Source organism: Arthrobacter sp. Y3221048, assembly GCF_059092685.1.
On record NZ_JBNHHX010000002.1, the window covers coordinates 183,910 to 200,726 of the forward strand.

The 16,817-nt window shown below is 69.4% G+C and carries 15 protein-coding genes and 1 riboswitch; of the genes, 6 read left to right on the top strand and 9 right to left on the bottom strand.

Annotation, left to right across the window (positions count from 1 at the left end):
* Positions 1-2: 2 nt before the first annotated feature.
* A riboswitch (glycine riboswitch) is annotated at positions 3-102 on the top strand.
* A gap of 171 nt (positions 103-273) precedes the next feature.
* From gcvP to AC5RVS_RS05495, 3 genes are all read left to right on the top strand, one after another.
* On the top strand, positions 274-3,153 hold the full coding sequence (gene gcvP, locus AC5RVS_RS05485; RefSeq protein WP_493989672.1) for an aminomethyl-transferring glycine dehydrogenase: 2,880 nt from the start codon (positions 274-276) through the stop codon (positions 3,151-3,153).
* Between the two features lie 15 nt (positions 3,154-3,168).
* Positions 3,169-4,320: a glycine cleavage system aminomethyltransferase GcvT gene (gene gcvT / locus AC5RVS_RS05490; protein WP_494107442.1), complete on the top strand. Its 1,152-nt coding sequence runs from the start codon at positions 3,169-3,171 to the stop codon at positions 4,318-4,320.
* Positions 4,321-4,399: 79 nt separating this feature from the next.
* Positions 4,400-5,827, top strand: coding sequence for an L-serine ammonia-lyase (locus AC5RVS_RS05495; protein ID WP_494107443.1), 1,428 nt, complete (start codon positions 4,400-4,402; stop codon positions 5,825-5,827).
* On the opposite strand, the gene AC5RVS_RS05500 is transcribed toward AC5RVS_RS05495, so the two are convergent.
* A complete protein-coding gene (locus AC5RVS_RS05500; protein WP_494107444.1) occupies positions 5,808-6,473 on the bottom strand; it encodes a hypothetical protein in 666 nt (221 codons plus the stop codon). The genes AC5RVS_RS05495 and AC5RVS_RS05500 overlap by 20 nt on opposite strands.
* A 256-nt stretch (positions 6,474-6,729) precedes the next feature.
* On the opposite strand from AC5RVS_RS05500, the gene AC5RVS_RS05505 reads away from it, so the two are divergent.
* The 3 genes from AC5RVS_RS05505 (at position 6,730) to AC5RVS_RS05515 (ending at position 10,678) form a co-directional block, all read left to right on the top strand.
* Positions 6,730-8,076 carry an NAD(P)/FAD-dependent oxidoreductase gene (locus AC5RVS_RS05505; RefSeq protein ID WP_494107445.1) on the top strand — a complete coding sequence of 449 codons (1,347 nt, stop codon included), beginning with the start codon at positions 6,730-6,732 and terminating at the stop codon, positions 8,074-8,076.
* A 340-nt stretch (positions 8,077-8,416) separates the two neighbouring features.
* A complete protein-coding gene (locus tag AC5RVS_RS05510; RefSeq protein WP_493989667.1) occupies positions 8,417-9,712 on the top strand; it encodes an MFS transporter in 1,296 nt (431 codons plus the stop codon).
* 57 nt (positions 9,713-9,769) lie between these two features.
* Entirely contained in the window at positions 9,770-10,678 is a 909-nt protein-coding gene (locus AC5RVS_RS05515) for an aldo/keto reductase (RefSeq protein WP_494107446.1), read from the top strand.
* 82 nt (positions 10,679-10,760) lie between these two features.
* On the opposite strand, the gene AC5RVS_RS05520 is transcribed toward AC5RVS_RS05515, so the two are convergent.
* From AC5RVS_RS05520 to AC5RVS_RS05555, 8 genes are all read right to left on the bottom strand, one after another.
* A complete protein-coding gene (locus tag AC5RVS_RS05520; RefSeq protein WP_494107447.1) occupies positions 10,761-11,612 on the bottom strand; it encodes a DNA-3-methyladenine glycosylase family protein in 852 nt (283 codons plus the stop codon).
* Between the two features lie 3 nt (positions 11,613-11,615).
* Complete coding sequence (locus tag AC5RVS_RS05525; protein WP_493989664.1) at positions 11,616-12,008, bottom strand: universal stress protein; 393 nt, start codon at positions 12,006-12,008, stop codon at positions 11,616-11,618.
* 149 nt (positions 12,009-12,157) lie between these two features.
* Positions 12,158-12,760, bottom strand: coding sequence for a DNA-3-methyladenine glycosylase I (locus AC5RVS_RS05530; RefSeq protein WP_494107448.1), 603 nt, complete (start codon positions 12,758-12,760; stop codon positions 12,158-12,160).
* A 69-nt stretch (positions 12,761-12,829) separates the two neighbouring features.
* Complete coding sequence (locus tag AC5RVS_RS05535) at positions 12,830-13,495, bottom strand: alpha-ketoglutarate-dependent dioxygenase AlkB family protein (RefSeq protein WP_494107449.1); 666 nt, start codon at positions 13,493-13,495, stop codon at positions 12,830-12,832.
* Positions 13,492-14,124, bottom strand: coding sequence for a methylated-DNA--[protein]-cysteine S-methyltransferase (locus AC5RVS_RS05540; protein ID WP_494107450.1), 633 nt, complete (start codon positions 14,122-14,124; stop codon positions 13,492-13,494). The genes AC5RVS_RS05535 and AC5RVS_RS05540 overlap by 4 nt, the downstream gene beginning before the upstream one ends.
* Positions 14,121-14,645 carry an RNA polymerase sigma factor gene (locus AC5RVS_RS05545; protein WP_494107451.1) on the bottom strand — a complete coding sequence of 175 codons (525 nt, stop codon included), beginning with the start codon at positions 14,643-14,645 and terminating at the stop codon, positions 14,121-14,123. Before AC5RVS_RS05545 ends, AC5RVS_RS05540 begins: the two co-directional genes overlap by 4 nt.
* A gap of 49 nt (positions 14,646-14,694) precedes the next feature.
* The gene (locus AC5RVS_RS05550) at positions 14,695-15,207 is read right to left on the bottom strand and encodes a methylated-DNA--[protein]-cysteine S-methyltransferase (protein ID WP_494107452.1); all 513 of its coding nucleotides are present in this window, start codon (positions 15,205-15,207) and stop codon (positions 14,695-14,697) included.
* A 124-nt stretch (positions 15,208-15,331) separates the two neighbouring features.
* Positions 15,332-16,810, bottom strand: coding sequence for a gamma-aminobutyraldehyde dehydrogenase (locus AC5RVS_RS05555; protein ID WP_494107453.1), 1,479 nt, complete (start codon positions 16,808-16,810; stop codon positions 15,332-15,334).
* Positions 16,811-16,817: the final 7 nt, after the last annotated feature.

The window sequence follows — 16,817 nt, forward strand, 5'->3', positions numbered from 1 at the left end:
TTCGACATGCGGCGGGAGAGTCCTGCTGGGTACCAGTCAGCAGGCGCCGTAGGAGCAATACCTCCCCAGGAATCTCTCAGGCCCCTGTACCGCCGCGGAGAGGCAACTCTGGAAAGCAGCCGGACCGTTCAGGACCGGCTCACCGACGGTGCAAGCAGGAGGCGGCCCCACGGGCCGACGACTGCGGAATCTCTCAGGTTCAGTCACAGAGCGGGGAGGAACCCTTCACTACCGGCATGGTCCGCCCTGCCGGGGATTACTGGAGTTCCTCAAATGACGGCTAAGTCCAACCTCGCTACCCGGCCCGGCAGCGCCACCTTCACCGACCGCCACATCGGTCCGCGCCGTAACGACGCGGAAACCATGCTCAAGCAGTTGGGCTACGGCAGTATCGACGACCTGGTGGACGCGGCCGTACCCGCCGACATCCGCCAGCAGGAACCGCTGGCCCTGCCCGCCGCCCGCAGCGAGTCCCAGGTCCTGGCGGACCTGCGCGCCCTCGCCGCGAAGAACGTGACGGCCGTGCAAATGATCGGCCAAGGCTACTACGACACCATCACTCCGCCGGTGATCCGCCGCAATGTGGTGGAGGACCCGGCCTGGTACACCGCCTACACCCCGTACCAGCCGGAAATCTCGCAGGGCCGGTTGGAGGCGCTGCTGAACTTCCAGACCATGGTCCAGGACCTCACGGCGCTCCCGATCGCCAACGCCTCGCTGCTGGACGAAGCCACCGCAGTGGCCGAAGCCGTGCTGCTGATGCGCCGGTCCAACAAGTCCAAGTCCGCCGGCAAGACCGTGCTGGACGCGGACCTGCTGCCGCAGACCATCGCCGTCGTCAAGGGCCGGGCCAAGGCGCTGGACTTCGACGTAGTGGTTGCCGACCTCTCCGCCGGCCTGCCCGACGGCGACATCTCGGGCATCGTGCTGCAGCAGCCGGGAGCCTCCGGCCGCGTGTTCGACCACGCTCCGGTGATCGCGCAGGCCAAGGAGCGCGGCGCCCTGGTCACCGTGGCCGCCGACCTGCTGGCCCTGACCCTGATCACCCCGCCGGGCGAGCAGGGCGCGGACATCGCGGTCGGCAACACCCAGCGTTTTGGCGTGCCGCTCTTCTTCGGCGGACCGCACGCCGCCTACATGGCCGTGCGCAAGGGGCTGGAGCGCTCGCTGCCCGGCCGCCTGGTGGGCGTGTCCAAGGACGACGCCGGCCGGCCCGCCTACCGCCTGGCCCTGCAGACCCGCGAGCAGCACATCCGCCGCGAGAAGGCCACCTCCAACATCTGCACCGCGCAGGCCCTGCTGGCCGTCGTTGCCAGCATGTACGCCGTCTACCACGGCCCCGAGGGGCTGAAGGCAATTGCGCAGCACGCCAACGAGGCCGCCCGCACCCTGGCCGGCGTGCTCACCGGCGCCGGCTACTCGCTGGTGGCCGACCAGTTCTTCGACACCCTCACGGTGAAGGCTCCCGGCAAGGCCGCGGAGATCGCCGCCGCCGCCGAGGCCAAGGGCGTGAACCTGCGCCGCATTGACGCGGACCACGTGGGGATTTCCGCCGACGAAACCACGACGGCGGAGCACCTCGCCCTGGTCGCGGAGGCCTTCGGTGTGGAGGACGCCGCCGGCAAGACGGCGGAAACGGCCGGGAACGCCGGCTTCGAACTGCCGGAGGACCTGCTGCGCAGCTCGTCCTACCTGGACCATCCGGTGTTCCACAGCCACCGCTCCGAGACCCAGATGCTGCGCTACCTGCGCCGGCTGTCAGACCGCGACCTGGCGCTGGACCGGACCATGATCCCGCTGGGTTCGTGCACCATGAAGCTGAACGCGACCGCGGAAATGGAAGCGATGACCTGGCCGGGATTCGCCTCCATCCACCCGTTCGCCCCGGCCAGCCAGACCGCCGGCTGGCGCGAACTGATTACCGATCTGGAGGAACGCCTCGCGGCCATCACCGGCTATGCCGGCGTCTCCATCCAGCCCAACGCCGGTTCGCAGGGCGAATACGCCGGGCTGCTCGCCATCCGCCGCTACCACCTGGCCAACGGCGACGACAAGCGCGACGTCTGCCTGATCCCCGCCTCAGCGCACGGCACCAACGCGGCCTCGGCCGTGCTGGCCGGCATGAAGGTTGTAGTGGTCGCCACGGCACCGGACGGCACCATCGACCACGCCGACCTGCGCGCGAAGATCGACCAGCACGCGGACGCGCTTTCGGCCATCATGATCACCTACCCGTCGACGCACGGTGTGTACGACGCCGACGTGCGCGACGTCTGCGAGGCGGTCCACGCAGCCGGCGGCCAGGTCTACATCGACGGGGCCAACCTTAACGCGCTGGTCGGACTCGCCCAGCCGGGCAAGTTCGGCGGCGACGTCTCCCACCTGAACCTGCACAAGACCTTCTGCATCCCGCACGGCGGCGGCGGCCCCGGCGTCGGGCCGGTCGCGGTGGCCGAACACCTGGTGCCGTTCCTGCCGGGGAACGCCGCGCTGGCCGAACACGAAGGCAAGGGCGTGCCGGTCTCGGCCACCGAGTACGGCTCGGCCGGCGTGCTGCCGATCTCCTGGGCCTACGTGGCCATGATGGGCGCCGAGGGCCTGACCGAGGCCACGAAGAGCGCCCTGCTGGCCGCCAACTACGTCGCCGCCCGGCTGAACGAGCACTTCCCGGTGCTCTACACCGGCAACGACGGGCTGGTCGCGCACGAGTGCATCCTGGACCTGCGCGAACTCACCGCCAAGTCGGGGGTGACCGCCGAGGACGTGGCCAAGCGCCTGATCGACTATGGCTTCCACGCGCCCACGCTGTCCTTCCCGGTGGCCGGCACCCTGATGGTGGAGCCGACCGAGTCCGAGGACCTGGGGGAGATTGAGCGGTTTATCGACGCGATGATCGCGATCAAGGGCGAAATCGACCAGGTGATCGACGGCGACTTCCCGCTCGACGCCAGCCCGCTGCGTCTGGCGCCGCACACCGCCGCGGCCGTGGTCAGCTCCGACTGGGACCGCCCGTACACCCGCGAACAGGCCGCCTTCCCGGTACCGGGCCTGCAAGTGGACAAATACTTCGCCCCGGTCGGACGGATCGACGGCGCCGGCGGCGACCGCAACCTGATCTGCAGCTGCCCGCCGCCCGAAGCCTTCGAGAACTAGAGAGGTCCGCACCGCATGACTACCGAGACCACCACCATGCCCCGGCACACCGCCCTCTACGAGGAACACGAGCGGCTGGGTGCTTCCTTCACGGACTTCGGCGGCTGGATGATGCCGCTGAAGTACAGCAGCGAGTTGGCCGAGCACCGCGCCGTGCGCAACAGCGCCGGCCTGTTCGACCTCTCGCACATGGGCGAAGTCTGGGTCACCGGCCCGGAAGCCGGGAAGTTCCTGGACTTTGCACTTGTCGGCAAGCTCTCCGCCGTCACCGAGGGCCGGGCCAAGTATTCGCTGATCTGCAACGCGGACGGCGGGATCATCGACGACCTGATCATCTACCGGCGTCCCGCCGACCAGAACGGGGACCGCTACCTGGTGGTGCCCAACGCCGGCAACGCCCGCACCGTCGCCGCGGAACTCGCCGCCCGGGTCCGGGGCTTCGACGCCACGGTGGAGGACGCCACGGCCGAGACGTCGCTGGTGGCAGTGCAGGGCCCGAAATCCGTGGAGATCCTGCTCCAGCTGGTGCCCGCCAACCAGCACGCCGTGGTGCGGGACATGAAGTACTACGCCGCCGACGAGGTGGAATTCACCGTGTCCGGGGCGCCGCTCAAGCTTCTGCTGGCCCGGACCGGGTACACCGGCGAGGACGGCTTCGAGATCTACGTTCCCAACACCAACGCGGCCGCGCTCTGGAACGCCCTGCTGGAAGCCGGGCGGGGCGCCGACCTGCTGCCTGCCGGGCTGGCCTGCCGCGACTCGCTCCGGCTGGAAGCGGGCATGCCGCTCTACGGCAACGAGCTCAACCTCCAGACCAGCCCGTTCGACGCCGGCCTGGGCGGCGTGGTGGCGCTGAAGAAGGACGGCGACTTCGTGGGCCGAGAGGCCCTCGAGGCGCAGAAAGAGAAGGGCTCGGCCCGCAAGCTCGTGGGGCTCAAGGGGGCCGGACGGCGCGCCGGCCGCTCCCACTACCCGGTGCTGAAAGACGGCCGGACCGTTGGCGAAGTCACCTCCGGCCAACCCAGCCCCACGCTCGGCTACCCGATCGCGTTGGCCTATGTGGACGCCGAGTACGCCGTGCCCGGGACCCGGGTGGAGGTGGACCTGCGCGGCAAACCGGAGCCGTTCGACGTCGTCGAGCTGCCCTTCTACCGGCGGGACAAGTAACCGCATCCCGGCGGACAAGTAGCCGCGGCACTGCGGACCCGTTGTGCCTGAGCACTGCGTGAATAAGGAAAGGGATGACATGGCTGTAGGCGTTTTCGACCTTTTCTCGGTGGGCATCGGTCCCTCCAGTTCGCACACGGTGGGCCCGATGCGGGCCGCCTCCGTGTTCGTGCGGGAGGTGGCCGAGGCCGGCCTGCTCGACAGGGTGGACGGACTGCGCGTGGACCTGTACGGCTCGCTCGCTGCCACCGGACGCGGACACGGGACGTTCACCGCCGTGCTGCTGGGGCTTGAGGGCTTCGCCCCGGAGCAGATCCTGCCCGCCCAGGTGGAAGAGCGGCTGGCGGACATCGCCGCGTCCGGCCGGCTGCGGCTGGGCGCGGAACTGCCCGGCACCGCCGGCCGGTCGCTTGACTACGGCGTGCAGGACATGGTGCTGCACCCGCTGACCGTGCTGCCCAGGCACACCAACGGCATGACGTTCCAAGTGCTGGAATCGGCCGACGACGGCGAGGCCCGCCTCCTGCACGAAGCCACCTTCTTCTCGGTGGGCGGCGGCTTCATTGTCCGCGGCGGCGAGGAGGAAGCCGCCCGCGAGGAACTGGAGTCCTCCAAGCAGCAGCTGCCCTATCCGTTCCGCACCGCGGCAGGGCTGTTGGAGCACTGCCGCAACACCGGCCTGGCCATCAGCGACATCATGATGCTCAACGAAGAGGCCTCACGCCCGCGCGAGGAGATCGAGGCCGGGCTGCTGCACATCTACAACGTCATGGAAGAGTGCAAGGACTCGGCCATCCGGCGGGAAGGCGACCTGCCCGGCGGACTCAACGTCCGCCGTCGGGCCCCCGCCTGGCACGAGCGGCTGCGCAAGGAAGACCCGGACCGCGACCACAAGTACTGGCAGGAATGGGTCAACCTGGTGGCGCTGGCCGTTAACGAGGAAAACGCCTCGGGCGGGCGTGTGGTCACCGCGCCCACCAATGGGGCCGCCGGCATCATCCCCGCCGTGCTGTTCTACGCCACGCACTATGCACCCGGCATGGAACAGGCCACCCGCGAGGACAAGGAGCAGGTGGTCGTGAAGTTCCTGTTGACCGCCGCCGCCGTCGGGGTCCTCTACAAGGAGCAGGCATCCATTTCCGGTGCCGAGGTCGGCTGCCAGGGCGAAGTCGGCTCCGCGTCGTCGATGGCTGCCGCGGGACTGGCCGAAATCCTCGGCGGAACCCCGGCACAGGTGGAAAACGCGGCCGAAATCGCGATGGAGCACAACCTGGGGCTCACCTGCGATCCGATCGGGGGGCTGGTGCAGATCCCGTGCATCGAACGGAACGCCATCGGCGCGGCCAAGGCCGTGAACGCGGCCAAGATGGCGCTGATGGGTGACGGCACGCACCGGGTGTCGCTGGACCAGGTCATCGTGACCATGCGCGAGACCGGGCGCGACATGAGCGACAAGTACAAGGAAACCGCCACCGGCGGTCTCGCCGTCAACGTCGTGGAGTGCTAGGAAGCCACGTCCTCCAGGTCCTGTCCCGACGGTCGACGGCGGGCGGGCCAGCGGGACGCCGCGGCGGCATCGGCGGCCGGCGCGTGGCGACCGGCTTTCGGGCGCCGGACAAGACCGAGGCAGGACGTTCAGGGGTCTGCGACCGGGTGGGTGCGGCGAGCGGCTGATGCGGCGTCCCCGGCCGGCGCCCCAAGGCGTCGCGCCACTGTCCGGCACCGGCGCCCAGCTGTCCGGCGCCGGACTTGGCGGCAGCGCCAATCCGGCGGGCGGCCGGGGCGATTTGACTGGCCAAGACCGTGGCACGACCGGCGGCCGCACCCCATGGCAGCCTGGAGATCACCGCGCCGGCGGCGCGTGCCGCGGCTAAAAGCCGCTGGGCGGCCGGGCGCCGGCCATCCGCCTCGGGCCAGTTGAGCACCATCAGGATGGCGGCGAGCAAGGCGACGGGGATGGAGACCAGCACGGCAACGGCGCCGGCATACATGGCCAGGAAGACCTTGGCGGGGGAATCAAACATGCCGGCGAGGAAGGCCGCGGCTCCCAGCAGCAGCCAGAGCCAGAAAACCATGACGCCACAGAGCGTGGTGCGGGCCTGACGATAGGTACGGAGCGACCGCCCGCGCACGGTGTGCTTAGCCGCCTCCACGCTTCCTACTCCCCAACGACAGCCCCACGAATCGGGGCACCTGAGCACATTCTAGGCCGCCGCCTGCCCCGGGCGCGGAGGGCACGCCGGAGGAACGGGCCGGTGAATGCGGCCCTGCCGGAAGCCGGGCCGGACCGAGGGTTCAGCTGCGTCTGGGGCGGTGCTAGTCTGGCCGCAGGCCGGCCCTGAAACTGCCGGCGAGGAATGCACCAGGACCACTCAATCACTGTCGACAAACAGGGAGGAAACCTGGATTATGACCACTTCAGCGACGCCTCACATACTCATCCTGGGCGGCGGCTACGTCGGCCTCTACACTGCCTGGGGGATACGCAAGCGGCTGGGACCGTCGGATGCACGAATCACCGTTGTTGAGCCCAACTCGTACATGACGTACCAGCCGCTGCTGCCGGAGGTAGGCGGCGGGGAAATCGAACCGCGAATCGTCACGGTTAACCTGCGCAGCGCGCTGAAGAAGGTAGACATCGTCCGCGGCAAGCTGGTGTCGCTGGACGTCCAGTCCAGGAACGCCCAGGTGCGCGAGCTCGGCGGTGACGAATTTTCGGTGGCCTACGACCACGTGGTGTTCGCCGTCGGCGCGGTCACCAGGACCTTCCCCACGCCGGGGCTGGAACAGCACGGCATCGGGTTCAAGACCGTGGAGGAAGCTATCTACTGCCGTGACAAGGTGCTCGACAACGTGGCGCTGGCCGCCGGCACCAGCGACCCGGAGGAACGGGCCAGGGCGCTCACGTTCGTGGTGGTCGGCGGCGGCTATACCGGCGTCGAGGCCCTGACCGAGTTGAGCGACTTGTCTAAGCTGGCCGTGGACGCGCATCCGGAGTTGGACCGCTCGCAACTGCGCTGGGTGCTGGTCGAGGCGCTGGACCGGGTAGCCCCCGAGGTCGGACCGAATCTCTCGGAGTGGACCTTGGGCCAGCTGCGCCAGCGCGGTATCGATGTGCGGCTGAACACCACCATGCCCTCCTGCGAGGACTCGGTGGCCGAGCTCAGCACCGGCGAGCGCATCCCGGCCGGCCTCATTATTTGGACGGCCGGCATGAAACCCAACCCCGTCTTGGACGACACGAACGTGCCCCGCGGCCCGAAGGGGCACGTGAACGCGAACGCGCGGCTGCAGGTGATCGACGATGCCGGTCAGGTGGTGCAAGGCGCCTGGGCCGCAGGCGACTGCGCCCAGGTACCCGATCTGGAGGCGGAGAAGCAGCCGGCCTACTGCCCGCCGAACGCCCAGCATGCGGTCCGCCAGGCCAAGCTGCTCGCCCAAAACGTGGTCAACGCCGTGCAAGGCCAGCCGCCGGCCGAGTACCGGCACAAATCGCTGGGCACGGTCGCGACCTACGGCGTGGGCCGGGGCGCCGCGAAGGTCTTTGGCTACGAGTTGAAGGGCAAGCCCGCCTGGTACGTCGCCATGGGCTACCACGGCTTGGCGCTGCCCACCTGGATCCACAAATGGCGCCTGCTGGCAGGCTGGAGCCCGCTGGTGTTTGGCGGCCGGGACATCACGTCGATGGGGGCCACCCAGCATCCGCGGCGCGCCTTCGTCGAGGCCCATGCCGACACGCAGAAGGGCCGGAAGTAGGCCCTAGGGCGAACAGGAAGGCGCCCCAGGCAGGCCCCGGGCAAACAGGCAGGACCCGCAAGCAGGCCCCTGGCCCGGAACGGCCGGCTACATTGGCGTCGCGGCCGTCCGGGTAGCACGGCGGCTTCCACCCGGCCATCGCCGGTGCCCCTGATTCGCGCCCTTTCGCGCCCGCCCGGGCACCATCATGGCGGCTGGAGGCTCCGCGGCGGCGCCGAACGTGAGCCAGCTCTCCATTGTTACGGTGGGAGACTCTTCTGCTGCGAAGCCTGCCGCCGGAAGGCTGTGCCCGGGAGTAGCCTGCTGGACGGAGCCCGATCCGGGCAGCGAGGAGGGCAGTATGTCCAAACACCCCAGCGGCGCACTGCTTTTCGTCCTGACCTGCGCCATGGGCGTCGGCCCGCTGCTGAACTACGGCCTGAGCACCGTCAGCCCGCTGGTGATCGACGACCTGGGCATCAGCGAGGGCCAATTCGGCCTGCTGGCCACGGCCATTTTCGCCAGCGCCGCGGTCTCCAGCATGTGGCTGGGCAAACTCAGCGACAGGATTTCCAACCGCGCCCAGCTCGTCCTGATCTTCGCCGGCACGGCGGTGGCCCTGGTGGTCGCCGCCCTGTCCCAGCACTATCTGGTCCTGGTGATGGCAGCGCTGCTGGCCGGCCCCGCGCAGGCCATTTCCAACCCGACCACAAACCGGATCATCATGACGCAGGTTCCTGCGCCCAAGCGCCCGGGCTGGATCGGTGTCAAGCAGTCCGGCGTCCAAGGCAGCCAGCTGTTCTCGGGCTTGTTCTTCCCCGTTGCCGCGCTGTGGGTCGGCTGGCAGGGCGCCACCGCCCTGGCGGCCGTCGTCGCCGTCGGGCTGTTGCTCTACGGACTGCGCCAACTCCCGGAACCCGGCACCGCAACGACGGCGGCGAAGGCGCCTCCCGCCCACGCGGCGCCTTCCACCACTCCGCCGGCTGATGCCCCGGCCGCACCTCCTGCCGGCGCCCCGGCCGCGCAGCCGGGTGGCGCGGCGCGAACCAGGGGCGCTGGTGCACCGGCCCGGTTCCCGCTCTCGGTCTGGCTGTTCGCCGGCTACGCACTGCTATCGGGCCTGGGCATGCAGGCCACCAACGTCTACCTGCCGCTGTTCACCGTCCGGGAACTGGACTTCAGCCTGGTCATGGGCGGCGTGGCAGCCGGCGTCTCCGGCGTCGTCGGCGTGACCTCCCGGGTGCTGTGGGGGCGGCGGATGGCCAAGGGTGTGCGGGCCTCCACGCTGCTCATCCTGCTGGGAATCGGGGCGCTCGGCGGAGCGGGAGCGTTCCTGGCCGCGGGCTCGCTCGGAATTCCCGCGTTGCTCTGGCTGGGCGTCGTCCTGCACGGTGCCACCGTGTTGGGCACCAATGTGGTGGTGATCGCCGGCGTGATGCGCGTGGTTTCGGCCGAACGGGTCGGAGCAGCCTCCGGCATTGTCTCGATGGGAATGTATGCCGGTTTCGCCGCCGGGCCGCTGCTCATGGGTCTGCTGCTCGAGGCCACCGGCAGCTTCGATACCGGCTGGCTGCTGGTTGGCGCCGGATACCTGCTGTGCTCGCTGCTCGCCGTCGCCCTCCGCGCCTACGGCAACCGCGCCGGCGTCGTGCGCTGATCCCGCCTCCGGTAGCTTGGTGAATGGTTAGATGTTGGGACTGCAGGAAGGCACGCGGTGAAACAACGCGCACTCGGACGGTCGGGATTGCACGTCTCAGAATTGAGTTTCGGGGCCGGCGGGTACTGGGGCATGAAGGCTTTCCCCGAGCGGCAGGCGGCGCACCTGATCGACCAGGCGCTCGACGGCGGCATCACGGCCTTTGACACCGGCCCGAATTACAGCCGCGGGAATGCCGAGGAGCGGTTGGGCCGTATCCTCAAAGGCCGCACGGAGAATCTGGTGATTTCCACGAAGGTCGGGTCCCACTGGATCAACAACCGGAATGTGAAGGATTACTCGGCCCGGGCCATCGAAAACAGCGTGCATGGCAGCCTGCGGCGGCTCCAGGTGGACCACCTGCCCTTGCTGCACTTCCATGGTTTCCCCCAGCCGGCCGGTCCCGCGATCGACACCGTCCTGAAGCTGAAGGAACAGGGGAAGGTCGGGGCGCTCGGCGTCTCCACCGGCCGCGGCGGAGCCGGGAAAGCGCTGAAGCTGGGCATCTTCGACGCCCTGATGGTGGAATACAACATCGTGGACCGGTCGCTGGCGACGGTGATCTCCGAGGCGCGGGACGCCGGCGTGGGCGTCAAGCTCAAGTCGCCGCTCGCCCAGACCCTCTACTCGCGCGACATCTTCAAGATCACCGGCCCCAGCGACGTCTGGTACCTGTTGCGGGCGCTGAAGAACCACCGGCACAAATTTGTGCAAGGCCGGAAGTACCGGTTCATCAACGACGTCGACGGCCTCTCCGCGAGTGAGATCGCGCTGGCCTTCGTGCTCGGCAACCCCGGGGTCTCCAGCGCGGTGATCGGCACCGTGAAGCCGGAACACCTGCGCTCCAACCTCAAGGCGCCGCAGGTCCGGTTGCCCGCGGAGCTGTTGGAGCGGATCGAGCAGGCAGGTTCTGCAGCCCGGAGATGAAGGGTGCTCGCCCGGCGGTGAGGACCGAAAACTGGCACGCCGCTCCCGCCCCGCGCCGGGCAGCCGGGAAAGGGCGGTTTTCCTAAGGCAAGTAGGCCGAGGCGGTCCAGAGGTGGAAGACGGCGTAGGCCCGCACCGGAGACCACGACCGGCCGAGCGCGCGGGCCTCGGTGGCGGTCTTCACTCCGAGGGCCCGCCGCAGCACCAGATCGCCCTCAGGATAGGCATCGCGGTCGTGCAACGCCCGCATGGCAAGGTACTCGACCGTCCACGGACCGATGCCGGGCAGCGCCAGCAGGCGGCGGCGGGTGTCGGCGTGATCCGTGTCCGGAGAGAGGTCCAGCCCGTCCGCGCAGGCTTCGGCCAGGACCTGGACGGTCCGGGCGCGGGCACCGGTCAAGCCGACGGCATCGCGGACGGCGTCGGGGCCGGCGGCGGCCAGGGCATCCGGTGTGGGGAAGAGCACCAGGCCGGTGCCGGACCGGGAGCCGAAGGCAGAGACCAGCCGGGCCGTGAAGGTGCGGGCCGCGGCCAGCGAGACCTGCTGGCCGATCACGGTGGAGACGGCACCCTCGAAGCCGTCCGGGTAACCCAGGATCCGCAGCCCGGGACGGTCAGCGAGCAGCGGCCCGAGGACCTGATCGGCGCCCAACGCCGCCGCCACCCGCTCCGGTTCCAGGTCCAGGTCCAGCCAGCCGCGCACCGCCGTCGTGATTTCGCTCAAGGCGGCGGGGGAATCGCTGCCGATGTCCAGGCCGACGGCGTCGGGCGACAGGGTGGCGGTGACCGGCACCGGGCCGGCGCTGGTACCGAACAGGCGGGTGCAGGTGCCCGCCGCCATATCGACGGTCTCGATGCCGGGGACCGCATGGGCGGCCAGGGCAGCCAGAGCGGAGGAGTCGAACGGCGGAAGCAGCGGCAGGCCAACCTGCATGGGTCAGCGGGCCTTGACCGCCAGGACCGGGCAGTCGACGGTCAGCAGGATCTCCTGGGCGGTGCTGCCCATGATCAGCTTGCCCACCGGCGAGCGCCGGCGCAGGCCGATGACGAGCAGTGAGACCGAGAGTTCTTCGACCAGTTCCACGATTTCGGCCACGGCGTCCTTGCCGCGGACGAACTGCTTGAACTCTGCTTCCAGGCCGGAGTTGTACAGTTCTTGCTGCACCCAGGCCGCGTCGTGGGGGTCAGCGAACGACTCGTCCTTCTGTGTCCCGCCCGGGCTGGCGTTGACGACCACCAGCTTCTCGTTGGTCTGGGTGGCCATCTGAATGCCCTTGCTCAGGGCGGCACGGCCCTCGGGACGCGGGGCGTAGGCAACAAGAATCGTCAACGTGCTCTCCTTACCGGATAACTCCTGCGGTGCCGGCATCCGGTCGAACATGCACGTCCGGTTCCCCCGAAGCCAGCGGGTGCACTTCATTGTGGCACGCATCTCACGGTGCGGCGGATGCGTGAAGTGATTGTGAAAGCGAGCGGGCGTTAGTTCCAGACGCCGGACGAGCCGCGGCGGTGGCTGTCCACCAGGTGGGTGTCGATCATGCCGATGGCTTCCATCAGGGCGAACATGGTGGTGGGGCCGACGAAGGCGAAGCCGCGCTTGCGCAGCGCCTTGGACAGGGCGACGGACTCCGGCGATGTGGTGGGCACGTCCTGGATGTGCCGCGGGGCCGGTGTTTCCTCCGGCTGGAACGACCAGACGAAGTCGCTCAGGCCGCCTTCTGCGCGCAGTTCAATGGTGGCGTTCGCGTTGGTGACGGCGGCGCTAATCTTGGCCCGGTTCCGCACGATTCCGGCGTCCTGCATCAGCGCCTCGACGTCGTCTTCGGTGAACGCGGCGACGGTGTCCACGTGGAAGTCATGGAACGCTTCCCGGAAGGCCGGGCGTTTGCGCAGGATCGTGGCCCACGAGAGCCCGGCCTGGAAGCCCTCCAGCGTGATGCGCTCATAGACGCCTTGCTCGCCCCGGACCGGCATGCCCCATTCGGTGTCGTAGTATTCGCGCAGCATCGGATCCGTGGCGGCCCACGCCGGCCGGGCCAGGCCGTCCTCGCAGAGGACTACGCCGGAAGCGGTTGTCTCCATGGTTCGATTCTCTCCTACCGTGGCGCCGCCCGCAGTCGCTCCTGACATGCTGTGGAAGACCGCGAACCCTCACCCCAGTCCGGTCACCCGCATGGTCAGGTTCAACCGGCCGCCGGTCAGCCCGCAGGCGGGATCGGCGGTGCCCGGGTAGATCCTGGGCACGCCGTGGTAGGCAAACCGGGCCGGTCCGCCGAATACGAACAGATCCCCGGAGCGCAGCCGGAGGTCGGTATACGGTTTGGTCCGCGTTTCGGTGTTGCCGAAGCGGAACAGGCAGTCGTCACCGACGCTGAGCGATACCACCGGGAAGTCCGCCTGTTCGTCCTTGTCCTGGTGCATGCCCATCTTGGCGGTGTCGTCGTAGAAGTTGATCAGGGCCGTATCCGGCTCGTAGCCTTGCCCCGCGGCGGGATCCCCCGAAGCGTCGGCCAGGGCCAGCCTGCCCCACTCGGCGAGCCAGCCGGGGAACTCCAGCACGCGAGCGCCGTTCACGTCGTCGGCGGTGCGGGTGTACTTGTACGGTGCCCAGTGCCAGCCCAGGCACAGCGTCCGCACGCTCATCTCGTGGCCGCCCGGCAGCTTGGCCGCGCGGTAGGGGACCGGTCCACGGCCGAACTCCCGGCAGGCTTCGACCAGTTCGCGCTGCTGCGCCACGGTCAGCCAGCCCGGCACATGCACCGCGCCCGGAGCGATCTCGCGGGGGCCGGCTGGAGCGTCGTCGAACAGCGTGCTCACGCCGCCGCCTCCAGGCCCAGCAGGTAGGCCTTCGCCTCCGGCCCGCCGAGGTAACCGCCGAAGGCGCCGTCCGAGCGCAACACGCGGTGGCAGGGCACGACGACGGGCAGCGGGTTGGTGGCGCAGGCGCTGCCCACGGCGCGCACCGCCTTGGGATTTCCGACGGCGGCGGCCACCTGCGCGTAGCTTTCTGTCCGGCCGTAGGGGATCTCGGGCAAGTGCCTGAGCACGTCCGCCCGGAATCCCTTGGACAGCCGGCGGTCCAGCCGAAGGTCGAAGGAGCGCCGCAGGCCGGCGAAGTATTCATCCAATTGCCGCGCGGCGGCCTCAAGCCGGGCCGGAGCATGCAGGATCCTGGGGCTGACCCTGGCAGCCAGGCCGGCCAGCACGGCATCGTGGTTTTCGCCCTCGAAGGCCACGCGGACCAGTCCTTCATCCGTCGCGGCCAGCAACAGCTGCCCAAGCGGCGTGTCGGCGGTAGCGTAGGCCAGGTCGAGGGTGCCTGCGGCAGCGGCCTCGCGTTCCAGCCTGGCGTGCAGCCGCTCCAGCAGCGCCGGATCCAGGCGGGTCAGCACGTCCAGCCCGGGGCCCGGCGTGGCGTCCCGAGCCGCCGATTGTGCGGTGGTCATCGCATAACTCCTTCACTCGCGTGATGTGTGGCAGCCCCTGCGGCCTGCTCCGGGCCACTGCGGTACAACGCCCGAAGCCTGGCGATGCCGTCGGCGGCTGCGCGCCGGACGGCTCCGGTAGTGGATCCGGTGATTTCGGCGGCTTCGGCATACGGCAAGCCGGCCAGGTAATGCAACGCGACCGCTTCGCGCTGCCTCAGGGGCAGGGCCGCGACGGCCTGGCGCAGTTCGTCGTCGTCATTCCCGGGGATACCCAGCGTTGACGGCGACTCGGGCAGGTACTCTGCCGGCACCGGAGTGCGCGCCCGCCGCCGGACGACATCGATGGCCTTGCGGTGGGCGATGGTGACCAGCCAGGCCTCATGGTTTGTGGCGGCGGGCAGCTCCGGATAGGCCCTGAGCGCAGACAAGAAGGTCTCGGACCAGGCATCCTCGGCGTCCGGCCCGGGACCCAGCACCACCCGGCAGATGCGCAGCACGGTGGGGCCGTGGTCGCTGACCAGTTGCTCGAAGGGTTTCATCTGCACACCTTGTAGACGCTCGCCGGGCGCATTCCGTGAGGTGGGCGCATCAGAAAAGCTTGCCCGCTTTCACGTCCGCCGGCTCTTCCAGCTCCAGCAGGAAGCGCTTCCGTTCCAGCCCTCCGGCATAACCCACCAGCGAGCCGTCCGCTCCGAGCACCCGGTGGCACGGCACCACGATGGACAGCGGGTTCTGGCCGTTGGCGTGGCCCACGGCCTGGGCAAGATGCGGGTCGCCCAGCTCGGCTGCCAGCTGTCCATAGGAGCGGGTCTGGCCGTAGGGGATCTGCCGCAGCAGCGCCCATACTTTCAGCTTGAAGGGGTCGCCCTTCGGCGCCAACGGCAGGTTGAACTCCGTGCGCCGGCCGGTGAAATACTCGTCCAGTTGCTCAGCGACTGCTGCAAAGACCGCGTCGAAGCCGACGGCGGTGCGGTCGCCGAAGGTGGCGGGGGCCGGCATCCGCTTGTGGCCCGGGAAGTAGAGCGCGCTCAGCGACCCGTCCTCGGCGACGGCCGTCAGCTCCCCGACCGGGGTGTCGATGAGGGTGTGCACGCGGGTCATGGCGCTCCTTCGTCCGCTTTCATTCTCTCCCGTGCAGACGTTCCGGCGCGCGTTAAGGTGAGTCCCGCGCTACCGTTCCGACGTCCTCCGGGGCGGGGCAGCGTGGCGGGGCGGGGGGTCCCGGTCAGCCGCGGTAACGGAACACCGTGTCCTGCCATTCCTTGTGCGCGGCCGGGTCGCTGCCCATGCTCACGTGCTTGATGTTCGTGTAGTCCTCCAGTGAATACGCGGACATGTCCTTGCCGAAACCGGAGGCCTTGTACCCGCCGTGCGGCATTTCGGAGACGATCGGGATGTGGTCGTTGATCCAGACGCAGCCGGCCTGGATGTCGGCCGATGCGCGCAGGGAACGGGCCAGGCTGCTGGTCCACGCGGAGGCAGCCAGCCCGTACTGGGTGTCATTGGCCAGCGCGATGCCCTCGCCGTCGGTGTCGAACGGCTTCGCGGTCAGCACCGGGCCGAAGACCTCGTCGCGGACTATTTCCGCATCCTGCCCGATGCCGGTGACCAGCGTGGGCCGGTAGTACGCACCGTCCGCCAGCTCGGCGCCGGGAGCCGCGCCGCCGGCCAGGACCTTCGCCCCCGCGTCCCTGGCCCGGTCCACGAAACCCGCCACCTTGTCCCGGTGCCCGCGGCTGATCAGGGAGCCCATGTCGGTGGCTTCGTCGGTCGGGTCGCCCACCACCACCAGTTCCATCAGCTCGGCCACCCGTGCGGTGAAAGCGTCGAACAGCGGCCGCTGGATGTACGCGCGCGTGGCGGCGGTGCAGTCCTGGCCGCCGTTGATGGTGCAGCCGGCCACCGCTCCGTGCGCGGCGGCTTCCAGGTCCGCGTCGTCGAACACCACGAACGGTGCCTTGCCGCCCAGCTCAAGGTGCACGCGGTTCCCCCGCGCCGCCGCCAGCGCCATGATGCGGCGTCCGACGGCGGTGGAGCCGGTGAAGGACGTCATGGCCACATCCGGGTGGGTCACCAGGGCCTCGCCCGCTTCCCGGCCGCTGCCGGTGACGATGTTGACCACGCCGTGCGGTATTCCCGCCGCGGCCGCTGCTTCGGCGAAGATCAGGCTGGTGCCCGGCGTGAGTTCGGAGGGCTTGAGCACAATGGTGTTGCCGGCGGCGATCGCCGGCAGGATCTTCCACGCGGCCATTTGCAGCGGGTAGTTCCACGGCGCCACGGAGCCCACCACGCCGATCGGCTCGCGCCGGATCATTGAGGTGCCGCCGGTGCCGTATTCGCCGGCCGCCACTCCCTGCAACTGGCGGGCCGCGCCCGCGAAGAAGGCCGCGTTGTCGACGGTCCCGGGAACGTCGAACCCGGTGGCCAGGCGGATGCTCTTGCCGGTCTGCGCGGTTTCGACCGCCGCCAGCTCCGCCGCCCTGCGCTTGAGTTCGGCCGCCAGTTTCAGCAGGGCCTCGGAACGTTCGGCAGGCGTCGCGCCCGCCCAGGACGGAAAGGCGGTTTTGGCGGCCGCCACGGCGTCGTCCACGTCGGCCCCGGAAGCATAGCGGATGGTCTCCGCGGCCTCTCCGGTGGCCGGGTTGACGCGTGTGGCACGCTCTCCGCGGCCTTCGCGGAGTCCGCCGTCGATGTACTGGTGCATTCTTGTC